Annotated in this window: 9 protein-coding genes; 1 reads left to right on the top strand and 8 read right to left on the bottom strand. The window is 36.3% G+C overall.

Annotated elements, in window-relative coordinates; all coding sequences use genetic code 11:
• Positions 1 to 3: 3 nt before the first annotated feature.
• Positions 4 to 300 carry a YfcZ/YiiS family protein gene (locus AC5LWZ_RS10080; RefSeq protein WP_065651730.1) on the bottom strand — a complete coding sequence of 99 codons (297 nt, stop codon included), beginning with the start codon at positions 298 to 300 and terminating at the stop codon, positions 4 to 6.
• 151 nt (positions 301 to 451) lie between these two features.
• On the opposite strand from AC5LWZ_RS10080, the gene AC5LWZ_RS10085 reads away from it, so the two are divergent.
• A complete protein-coding gene (locus tag AC5LWZ_RS10085; protein WP_110447310.1) occupies positions 452 to 1,849 on the top strand; it encodes an MFS transporter in 1,398 nt (465 codons plus the stop codon).
• Positions 1,850 to 1,899: 50 nt separating this feature from the next.
• Here AC5LWZ_RS10085 and AC5LWZ_RS10090 read toward each other — a convergent pair whose 3' ends face one another.
• The 7 genes from AC5LWZ_RS10090 to csy3 form a co-directional block, all read right to left on the bottom strand.
• On the bottom strand, positions 1,900 to 3,666 hold the full coding sequence (locus tag AC5LWZ_RS10090) for a DEAD/DEAH family ATP-dependent RNA helicase (RefSeq protein WP_493463629.1): 1,767 nt from the start codon (positions 3,664 to 3,666) through the stop codon (positions 1,900 to 1,902).
• A 347-nt stretch (positions 3,667 to 4,013) separates the two neighbouring features.
• Entirely contained in the window at positions 4,014 to 4,865 is an 852-nt protein-coding gene (gene nlpI, locus AC5LWZ_RS10095; RefSeq protein ID WP_110447308.1) for a lipoprotein NlpI, read from the bottom strand.
• A gap of 24 nt (positions 4,866 to 4,889) precedes the next feature.
• Entirely contained in the window at positions 4,890 to 7,004 is a 2,115-nt protein-coding gene (gene pnp / locus AC5LWZ_RS10100; protein WP_110448026.1) for a polyribonucleotide nucleotidyltransferase, read from the bottom strand.
• Positions 7,005 to 7,321: 317 nt separating this feature from the next.
• The gene (gene rpsO, locus AC5LWZ_RS10105) at positions 7,322 to 7,591 is read right to left on the bottom strand and encodes a 30S ribosomal protein S15 (RefSeq protein ID WP_065578587.1); all 270 of its coding nucleotides are present in this window, start codon (positions 7,589 to 7,591) and stop codon (positions 7,322 to 7,324) included.
• Positions 7,592 to 7,738: 147 nt separating this feature from the next.
• A complete protein-coding gene (locus AC5LWZ_RS10110; protein WP_065651727.1) occupies positions 7,739 to 8,662 on the bottom strand; it encodes a LysR family transcriptional regulator in 924 nt (307 codons plus the stop codon).
• Positions 8,663 to 10,512: 1,850 nt separating this feature from the next.
• Positions 10,513 to 11,082 carry a type I-F CRISPR-associated endoribonuclease Cas6/Csy4 gene (cas6f, locus tag AC5LWZ_RS10115; protein WP_493463630.1) on the bottom strand — a complete coding sequence of 190 codons (570 nt, stop codon included), beginning with the start codon at positions 11,080 to 11,082 and terminating at the stop codon, positions 10,513 to 10,515.
• Between the two features lie 4 nt (positions 11,083 to 11,086).
• Entirely contained in the window at positions 11,087 to 12,100 is a 1,014-nt protein-coding gene (gene csy3 / locus AC5LWZ_RS10120) for a type I-F CRISPR-associated protein Csy3 (RefSeq protein WP_493463631.1), read from the bottom strand.

The following is a 12,100-nucleotide window of genomic DNA, read 5'->3' on the forward strand; positions in this document are numbered from 1 at the left end:
TAATTAACGTAATTTCAATTGGAAAATCATACATTCAGCGCCACAGCAGAAAGTAAATTTAGCTGTTAATTTATAGCCATTTTCAACTTTATCGATGCTGCTGTTAATTTCACAAGGCTCTGTTTCAACAGCTTTTGCAGCTTGAGTTAATGTAGCTAATTTGGCATTTGCTTCTGATTCAGATGTAAAAACATGCTCATATTCTGCACTACAATCTTCATTGTCTATAATTGTACCTACATCAACGCAACAACATGCAGGTGTTTCGTTAGCTTTACATTTATTTAAAGAATCTGTCATTGTGTACCTCTACCTCTGTTTTACCGATTAATATGGCATTAGTATACTCTTAATCACAATTAAGGGCAAAATGTTAAAAACCTTTACCACAACACAAATTTTTGGCGTATATTAAAGTTTTATTGTTATTTTTCTGAATTAATCAAACCACATGATGCAACAAAATAGTCACGTTCGAAAAATGGCGATTTTAGTCGCTGCGACGTTTTTCATGGAAAATCTAGACGCTACAGTGATCACCACGGCAATTCCAGCTATGGCAAAATCATTTTTAACCAATCCTCAAGATTTATCTATTGGGATTAGCGCCTATATGCTAGCACTTACAATTGGTTTACCTGCCAGTGGCTGGATCGCTAACCGTTTCACCGCCTATCGAGTCTTTTCGATTTCGATTATTTTATTTATGTTAGCATCAATATTGTGTGCCATATCGACTAATCTGACCATGTTTACCATCGCAAGATTAATTCAAGGTTTAGGTGGATCATTAATGGTGCCTGTAGGCAGAACGGTGGTATTAAGTCGAACGGAAAAACAACATTTAGTCAGCACTATTTCTATTTTAGTTTGGCCAGGCTTAATTGCGCCATTAATGGGACCGATTATTGGTGGCTTCTTTGCTCAATATCTAACATGGCACTGGATATTTCTTCTTAATATTCCATTAGGTTTTATCGCCCTATTTTTCGCTCATCGATTATTACCCAAAGAATTACCTGAAAAACGTACATTTGACAGTGTTGGATTTATCACTTGTGGTTTAGGCCTACTACTATTTGTTTATGGGCTTGAAATGATTTCTCATTCAAATAGTAGTCTCTGGGTAGGAGTAACACTATCTTTGGTTGGTAGCCTAATATTAATCTTTGCCTACTATCATTTAGCTCATACTCAACACCCATTAATTAGTCTATATGCCTTTTCTAAACGTACATTTAGAATGACCTTTTTTGGTGGTTCATTAATACGTATTGGCTTAAATAGTGCTCCGTTTATCTTACCGCTAATGTTTCAAGTCGGTTTTGGTTGGTCACCGTTAACTGCAGGTTCACTACTGCTATCATTATTTGCCGGCAATATCCTGCTTAAAACAGTAAACACACCTTTAATTCATAAGTTTGGATTCCGCAAAATTCTGATTATCAATGGGCTGTTATTATCTTCAAGTTTTGTGTTATGTGCGCTTTTCACGCCACAAACACCTATCATCTGGATTATATTAGTGCTATTCTTTTCCGGTGGTGCTCGTTCTATTCAATTTACTACCATCACCACGCTTAGTTTTTCAGAAATTGATAAAACAGAAATACAGAGCGCTAACATTTTATCTACCATTTTCCAGCAGCTAAATAACGTACTCGGCATTGTGTTAAGTGCTTTATTTCTATTTATTGCATCTAGCTATAATGGCCATAGCCAAACTGGTTTAATGGTAGAAGATTTTAGGTTAGCACTATTAATGGTAGCAGGAATGACCTTGTTAGCAATGATTGACTTTATTACCTTGCCGAAAAATGCAGGTAACAATCTAAAAGATAAGCAATAAAAAACCCCAGCCATTTGGCAGAGGTTCTTAAGAAGCAAACCTAAAAAATATTAGAACTTAGGTGCGCTAGGACGGCCACGTTTTTTCGCAAAACCTTTGTCATTAGATTCTGTTTTACTACTTTTACGTCCACGTTTAGCTTCAGATGGCTTACCTGCTACCAAGCTCATTTTCATTGGTTGATTAAGTACTCTAACCCGTTCAAAATGCTTAAGAATATCTTTCGGCATGCCTTTTGGTAACTCAACGGTTGAATAAGTTTCATAAAGTTTGATATTACCAATATAGCGACTACTAATATCGGCTTCATTAGCAATTGCACCAACAATATGACGCACTTCAACACCGTTTTCTTTACCAATTTCGATACGATACATATCCATTTCACCCACATCTCGGCGTTCACGACGTTTTGGTGATTCACGATTATCGCCACGTAAGCGACGTTCACCATTTCGATTATCACGATCACGAAATTCTCTTGATGGTTTAAATACTGGATCTGGCGGTAGAATCAACGGACGATCACTCTGAGCTAATCTCAATAATGCTGTTGCAATCGTTTCAAGATCTGCGCCACTATCTGCTTGGATTTGCTCTAATAACGCTTGATATTGATCTAAATCGGCACTTTCTAATTGTTGCTGAATTTTCTGACTAAATTTCGCTAAACGACGTTTTTCAAGCAACTCTTTAGATGGTAATGCTACTTCAGGAATCGGCTTTTTAATTGTTTGTTCAATATTCTTAAGTAAACGACGTTCACGACTATCAACAAATAAAATTGCTCGTCCTGCACGACCTGCACGACCAGTTCGCCCAATACGGTGAACATAAGATTCTGAATCAAGAGTGATATCATAGTTAATAACTAAACTGATACGCTCAACATCTAAACCTCGAGCAGCCACATCAGTTGCAATTAGGATATCTAATCGGCCATTACGTAAACGATCAAGCGTTTGCTCACGAAGTTGCTGAGTCATATCACCATTCAAAGCAGCACAACTATAACCATTTTTTTCTAATACTTCAGCGACCTCTAATGTTGCTGTTTTGGTACGAACAAAAATAATTGCTGCATCAAAATCTTCAGCTTCTAAAAAGCGTACAATTGCTTCGTTTTTACGCATACCGCGTACTAACCAATAGCTTTGATCAATATCAGGTGCAGTTTGATTAGTACCTTTAATTTGTACTTCTTTCGGGTTATGCATAAAACGTTTAGTAATACGACGAATTGGTGCCGGCATTGTTGCTGAAAATAGTGCTGTTTGATGATCTTCTGGGATCGTAGCCATAATACTTTCAACATCATCAATAAAGCCCATTCTTAACATTTCGTCGGCTTCATCTAAAACTAAACCTTTAAGGTTTGAAAGATCTAATGTTTTACGATTTAAATGATCTAGCAATCGACCTGGAGTACCCACTACAATTTGTGGACCTTGTTTTAATGCACGTAATTGCACGTCATAACGTTGACCACCATACAGTGGTAAAACTTTTACGCCTTTCACATATTTTGCATATTCAGCACAGGCATCAGCAACTTGAATTGCCAATTCACGAGTTGGTGCTAAAACCAATAATTGTGGTGCTTTTAAATTAGCATCAATATTCATCAAAAAAGGAATGGAAAAAGCAGCCGTTTTACCACTACCCGTTTGAGCCATACCCAACACATCATTCCCTTGTAAAAGTAAAGGTATGCATTCTGCTTGGATTGGCGATGGTTTAGTAAAACCAAGATCATTTAATGCGTTAAGGATTTCCTCAGATAAACCAAGGTCAATAAAAGATATTTCTGTTGTCATGTAAACTCGCTTGCAAATTGGATATATAGGCTTACTTTTAAGTTAGCAACACACCTGATAATTACTAATCAAGATAATTTATGAGGATTACAATATTGCTCATAAAATATTACATTACCTAAATAAAACACTATATAAATTTATGCCAGCTCACTAAATTGAAAATTTACAACTCACCCCAATAACTAACTGCCAATAATCAACAATCAAACATGCATAACTGTTGCTTAAATAATTACTTTATTTAATACAAAAGATAGATAGCATAAAAATAATTGAGAATATTATGGGCAAATCAGAACTACGCTATAACAATATTTTCACTTTTAAAACTGGCATGACCCTTGTTACTTTTCTTCAAGTAACTTAATTTCGTAGAGTGCCTGTTGATGTTCAACAAAGTTATAAATATTATTAGCTAAAGCATATTTAAATAATATTTTGGCACGCTCATTGTTACCTTTACCTAGGTAATATTTACCTAAATAAAAGTACGCTTCACATAGGCGTTCGGCTAATTGCCGGTCATTTTCAACACCTTGTTGAAGGTTTTGCATTAATTTAGATTCACTAATATTACCTAAATAAAATGCAATGATATCACCACCATAACTCATTTTATCGTTTAGTTTATCGTAACGATTTTGCAACTGAGCTAGGGCAGCTTGTTTATCTATTTCTTTTTCAATCAAATAAAGCCATAAAACACGAATAGGTTCGTTGACATCATATTGATAGAATTTTTGTGCATCAAGCTGTGCAGCTTGATAATGTCCTGTACGATATAAAGTAATTGCACGATTCAAATAAGCAAAAGCATAAGATGGATCTATTTCTAGTGTAGTATTAAATGCCATCATAGCATTATCGAAATCACCATCTCTTAGTGCATAAGTACCAAGAAAATTATAAACATCAGGTATTTCAGGATTAAAACTTAAAAGGTGATTAAAATCACTTTGTGCAAATGCTTTAAAACCTAATGAATCGTAAACAATTCCTCGTTCGAAAATCAGCTGCATTCGAGAAACAGTATCAAGATCTCGTCTTGATAACTGTTGACTTATTTCAGCTATTTTCAACTCATCATCATACGAAACTTGCTCAGGAACAGCAAGTAAAGGTAGAGAATTAGAACAACCTGACAAGATAATGACTGCAAAAATACAGCACAACATTCTCAGGTTGAATAATCTCATATTAAGCTCCTAGTGGATCAGATTTTATTCAGCAGTTGGCGTAACTTCTGGTGTAGACTCAACTGCATCTTTCATACTTAAACGAATTCGACCTTGGCGATCAATTTCTAGTACTTTAACATTCACTTCTTGACCTACTTTTAAGTAGTCAGCAACTTTTTCCACTCGATGATCAGCGATTTGTGAAACGTGAACAAGTCCTTCTTTTCCACCAATAACTGAAACGAAAGCACCAAAATCAACAATACGTGTTACTTTACCAGTATAGATTTTACCAATTTCAACATCAGCAACTAAATTATTGATACGTGCGATTGCATCTTGTGCTTTATTACCATCAGATGCCGCAATTTTCACTGTACCATCATCTGCAATTTCAATAGTAGTACCGGTTTCTTCAGTTAATGCACGAATCGTTGCACCGCCTTTACCGATGATATCACGAATTTTATCTGGATTAACATTCATCGTATAGATACGAGGAGCAAATTCAGATATCTCTTGACGAGGTTTATTAATCGCTTGTTCCATTACTCCTAAAATATGCAAACGTGCCCCTTTAGCTTGGTTTAATGCAACTTGCATAATTTCTTTAGTGATACCTTCAATTTTGATATCCATTTGTAGTGCACTTACACCTTCACGGGTACCAGCTACTTTAAAGTCCATATCACCAAGATGGTCTTCATCACCTAAAATATCAGATAATACTACAAAATTATCACCTTCTTTAACAAGGCCCATTGCAATACCAGCAACAGAAGACTTAATTGGAACACCAGCATCCATTAATGCCAATGATGCGCCACAAACTGAAGCCATTGAAGAAGATCCATTAGATTCAGTAATTTCAGAAACTACACGTACAGTATATGGAAATTCTTCTTTGCTTGGCATTACCGCAGCAACACCACGTTTTGCTAAACGACCATGACCAATTTCACGACGTTTTGGTGAACCAACCATACCTGTTTCACCAACTGAATATGGAGGGAAGTTATAATGTAAAAGGAAACGTTCGGTATATTCACCAGTTAACTCATCAATGATCTGTGCATCACGTTCAGTACCTAAAGTTGCGGTAACTAATGCTTGCGTTTCGCCACGAGTAAATAATGCACTACCATGAGTTCTTGGTAATACATTGGTACGAATATCCAGAGCACGAATCATATCTTTTTCACGACCATCGATACGTGGTTCACCAGCAATAACACGTTGACGAACGATTTGGCTTTCTAAATCAACAATAATGTTGATAACTTCGTTTTCGTCAAGCTCTTCATCTTTTTCTTTAAGTGCAGCTAACACTTCTTCTTTAATTAAATCGATTTGCGCATAACGAGCTTGTTTTTCAGTAATACGATAGGCTTCACCTAAACGATCTTTAGCTAATTCAGAAACCGCATTAAATAGCTCTTCATTTTTAGCTGGTGCAACCCAATCCCATTTTTCACAATTCGCTTTAGCAACAAATTCATTGATATTATCAATTACAACTTGTTGTTGATCATGCCCAAATACCACTGCCGCTAACATTTGGTCTTCAGTTAATAAATCAGCTTCTGATTCAACCATTAATACAGCACTTTTGGTACCTGCTACAACTAAATCTAAACGACTAGTTGCTAATTCTTTTACTGATGGATTTAACACAAATTCATCATTAATAAAGCCTACACGAGCAGCACCAATTGGGCCATGGAAAGGAACGCCAGATAAACAAAGTGCAGCTGATGCACCAATCATAGCAACTAAATCAGGGCTTACTTCAGGATTCACTGATACCACTGTTGCAATGATTTGAATTTCATTGACAAAACCTTCAGGAAATAATGGACGAAGTGGACGGTCGATTAAACGGGCAATTAATGTTTCGCCTTCACTTGGGCGACCTTCGCGTTTGAAAAAGCCACCAGGAATACGACCAGCAGCATAAGTACGTTCTTGATAGTTAACGGTTAAAGGGAAAAAGTCTTGTCCTTCTTTAACTTTTTTATTAGCAACTACAGTGACAAATACCGCAGTATCGTCCATGTTAACCATAACTGCAGCAGTTGCTTGACGCGCCATAATACCCGTTTCTAAAGTAACAGTATGGCGACCATATTGGAATTTTTGATATGTCGGATTAAACAAAATAATGTCCTCTTGTAATAAATCACGTTGAAGTTTGATATTTCGACAGGAAGCAGCATGACGCTGGAACATATTGATACACACTTCAACTATGTGTGGGATACTAAACAAAAGATTATTTCACTGTCACGACTAATGACAAATCTATAAACTATAGAGCTCTCATTAGTCGCGCGAAACATGAGATACAATCTTTTATTTTATTAATTTCTATCTTCAAAGCATTTATTTAGCTTTTCGGACTCTGCATTATATCAAAGCCTTGAATTTTCACAACGAAAAAAGAGGCCTAAGCCTCTTTTCAAGTAGATAAATAATTAGCGACGTAAACCTAGTCTTTGAATTAATTGGCTATAACGTTCAAAGTCTTTACGACGTAAATAATCTAATAATTTACGACGGCTAGACACCATGCGTAATAAACCACGGCGGCTATGGTGATCTTTTTTATGCTCAGAAAAATGACCTTGTAAGTCATTAATGCGTGCAGTTAAAAGAGCAACTTGAACTTCAGTTGAACCAGTGTCGTTAGTACCACGACCATATTCAGCAACGATTTTCGCTTTAGCTTCTACAGTTAGAGACATAATAAACCTCTTAAAATAAATATAAAAAATGGAATGACCGATCTCTAATTCAGACATCCCTCGGCATCCATATAATAAATATATGAATCGTGCGCAATTATACTGGAATTTACTGAAATAGCAATTTGATTTATTAATCGCAAACGCTTATTTAAGCTTAAAACCATACTCTTCTTGAATAAGCTTTTTCAACGCTTCGATATAATTTTGTGCCGATAAACTTAGCTGTGCTTTTTGTGATGTTATCCAACCAATTAATATCTTTTCTTCGACATCTAAAGGGATAGATAGAATGTCTGAACCATTTAAATCAGTACTGAGCACACCAGTACTAATTGTATAGCCATTTAATCCATGCAATAAATTAAATAACGTTGCCCTATCACTGACATGAATACTCTTTTTATGATACACAGTACTTAAAATCTCTTCGGAAAAATAAAAAGAGTTATATTCGCCTTGTTCAAATGAAAGATAGGGAAAATCCTCTAAATCATCTAACGTTAAAGACTTCATGGCCGCCAAAGGATGATTGGTACTGATAAATACATGTGGATCAGCCTCAAATAGTGGATTAAAAGTTAAACGATGTTCTTTAAGCAAGCGTAAAATAACTTTTTGATTAAAATCAGTTAGATACAAAATACCTACTTCACTACGTAAATTAGCAACATCAGTTATAATATCGTAAGTGCGAGTTTCACGTAGGGTAAACTCATATTCATCAGTATGATTCTTTTTGATTAAATTAACAAAAGCGTTTACCGCAAATGCATAATGTTGGGTTGAAATGCTACACAGTTGTTTGGAAGGTACTTTTTTGGCATAGTGCTGTTCTAGTAGCTGAGCTTGATCTAAAACCTGTTTTGCATAACCTAAAAATTCAACTCCATCAGTCGATAATGAAACTCCTTTAGATGTCCGTACAAAAATTTCAATACCAAATTCAGCTTCCAACTCCTTCACTGCAGTTGATAAACTTGGTTGAGTAATATACAAATTTTTAGCAGCCTCATTGATTGAGCCTGAGCGGGCAATTTCTAAAATGTAACGTAACTGTTGAAGCTTCATAATATCGTTAGTAATTAAAACCAATATTAATTCAGAATATAAACTACTATAAACATTGTCTGGAATAATGTACAGCAAAAGGCAAATAGCTGTTTTTGCGCAACCTAATACCGTAGAATTGTTTTTTTAGAAGATTTTAGGCTTTAAAAACCCCACTCCTCAAATTTTTTTATTCGGTGGATTTCGGACGTTTTTTTATTTGGTAGCTAGTTCTATACGACGATTACGTCCGAGCAAAGAGGGTTCACGCGAACCCTCTTTACCAACTCCCGCGGCGACCACGCAAGTGGTCACGATGTGACAGCCTTCCGCCTTCGTTCGTTTTAAAGCACCAGCGGTTATTTGTTCCTAACAAAAAAACAGCCTTGTCAAACATCCCTGTTTGCCATGCTAACCTCACTCAGTTATCAACACATTGCTCATGTCGCTAGATAAAATTCACCAAACTTACTTTGCAAGCAATAAACTATTATTATTCGAACTAGCTAATGTTATAGCTGGTTTTAGTGATTTATCGGATGGATTTTAGGCTTTAAAAACCCCACTCCTCAAATTTTTTTATGCGGTGAGTTTCGGACGTTTTGTTGTTTGGTAGCTAGTTCTATACGACAATTACGTCCGAGCAAAGAGGGTTCACGCGAACCCTCTTTACCAACTCCCGCGGCGACTACGCAAGTGGTCACGATGTGACTGCCTTCCGCCATCGTTCGCTCTTAACGCACCGGCTGTGATTTGTTTCTGACAAACAACAGCCTTGTCAAACATCCCTGTTTGTCATGCTAATCTCACTCAGTTGTCAGCACATTGCTGATGTCGCTAAATGAGAAGCACTAAACTGATTGATAAAAAAACTTTTATTATTGGCCCTAGCTGATGTTATAGCTGGTTTTAGTGATTTATCGGATGGATTTTAGGCTTTAAAAACCCCACTCCTCAAATTTTTTTATTCGGTGGATTTCGGACGTTTTTTTATTTGGTAGCTAGTTCTATACGACGATTACGTCCGAGCAAAGAGGGTTCACGCGAACCCTCTTTACCAACTCCCGCGGCGACCACGCAAGTGGTCACGATGTGACAGCCTTCCGCCTTCGTTCGTTTTAAAGCACCAGCGGTTATTTGTTCCTAACAAAAAAACAGCCTTGTCAAACATCCCTGTTTGCCATGCTAACCTCACTCAGTTATCAACACATTGCTCATGTCGCTAAATGAGAAGCACTAAACTAATTGATAAAAATAAACTTTTATTATTGACCCTAGCTGATGTTATAACTAATTTTAGTGATTTATCGGATGGATTTTAGTCTTAAAAACCCCGCTCCTCAAAATTTTCCACTTTTACAGCCTTGAACTTTGGGCATTTGATAAGTTGTTTCTAAACGGCTTATGCAGCCTTGAAGGTTGGTGGGCTTGATTATCAAGCTTTTTAGTTTTTCTAAACGGCTTATGCAGCCTTGAAGAGTTTATTTATCTGAATCGCCACTGTTTCAATTTTCTAAACGGCTTATGCAGCCTTGAAGAAAAAATTATTGCCATTTTCACAGTTTATCGGTTTCTAAACGGCTTATGCAGCCTTGAAGTAGAAACTCAAATACTATAAACATTGTTGTGCAAAAGGCAAAGTCTATTTTACTTTGCAAAAACCCTTTTTTTTGGTGGCTTTTCAATTAATTGATTTTTAAAAATTTTATTTTTAGTTAAAAAAAAGGGTTAACACTGCATGGTATTTAGGTTTTAAAAACCCCTTTCCTCAAATTTTTTAGCTTTAAAAAGTACGCTCCTCAAAATTTGTACCGTTAATATTGTTAATTATTGGCAGCTAAGGGCATTATAATAATGCCCTTATTATTTAGTTAAAAATCAGGAACAGTTGCTGTTTTGCTGAGTCCGTAACTATTAAATGTTCCTTCAACAGCCGTTGCACATTTTTGTTGTTTCAGCCACATAATAAAATGTTGCCCAGTGCTTTTGCTAGCAAAATGGAGGTGTGGATAGTTCAAATGAACGCTACCCCATTTTTCAACCATTTTGCTTTTTACCTCGGCTGACCATTTACCTTGTGCGGTTAAACGTTTTTCGGCTCGTCTTAAAGCACTTTGTCCTTTAGGATTGATACGAATTAAGCGTAGGTAACCTTTAACGCTAGTTGGTACAGATGCTATTGGCAAAGCTAATGTGTAATCACTAACTACGGCCTGCTGCTGTAAAGCCATTTTAAATTGTTGTAACTGCGCTTCATCGCCAAATAACCGGATAATCCCGCCTAATGTTCTGTGGACATTATAACAAGGAAAGCTAACCGCAATATTGCCTTGATGATTAACTAACACCTGATGCAGTGATTGCATAACTTGATTAATCACTTCAGTTTCAGTTATCTCCAGTTGTGGAATTGCCCGTAGTTCAAAATAGTGAGTAAGCATAATATTACTCCTTACCACTAGCACCAAATACACCACCACGAATCAGAACTGCAATAACATAATGTTGTTGTTCAAGCGTTGGTTTTTCACCTTTCAGTACCCAATTATCAAATAAGGTATAAAAATCCTGTTTTTGTTTAGGTTGTCTAAAAGCATGTCCCATAGTGGTAACTGCACCATAAGGTTCAATGGCAATCGGAAACTCGGCGTTTTCTGCATACCAGGTGTCAATAGTTCGAATGGCATTGCTGATTTTTTGCGAGTGCATTGCTGCTTGACCGTTTTTTTCATACAAGACTTTACTTTTTTCTTTACCAGTATCCAAAATCAATTCTTGTGATGGATAGACCTCTTGCCCTAATCCCATTTTTAATTTAGCTTGAATATCGAAAATAACAAACTCTTTGCCTAATAATCCTGCCTCAATCAAAGCAGCGAGGTCATTTACTGATTTGTCATCATAATCAAATGAATTTAATTGATATTGCTTAACATCACTCACTTCAATCGTTGCTATTTTGTCATCTTTTTTACGAGTAATGCTAATACTGATTTGTTCAGCAGCCATACGATTACGCCATAACCAACGGCCATTTAATATATTGATAGCATAACGTTTAGCTAGTGCTTGCATCCCTTCAGCCTTAATATAGCTTTGAGTCGTTTTGGTTAACTCTTCTTGGTAATCAATATCATTACAGACTGATGGCGAACCTAAGAAAGGTAGTACTTTACAGCTCCATTTAACCACTAAGGTATCTTTATCGGCATCAAGCGCTGCAACATCGACTGTTTGTAAATTAGCTTTTTGAATTTCAGCATCTAATTTAGCCGGATCATTTGCTAAAGCATTTTTAAGCCGATTTGAAATGGTACCGCGAACAGATTTTTCAGATAATAAAACTGGCGTTAATTTTTGGTCATCATAGCTCTTTTGCTGGGCAAAAATGGCATCAGAAATATCAAAACTACGTTCAAAGGCTAATACTGATGCGGTAGTGATTTTATCTTTACTCAT

It is taken from the genome of Gilliamella sp. LMG 34362 (assembly GCF_984569125.1).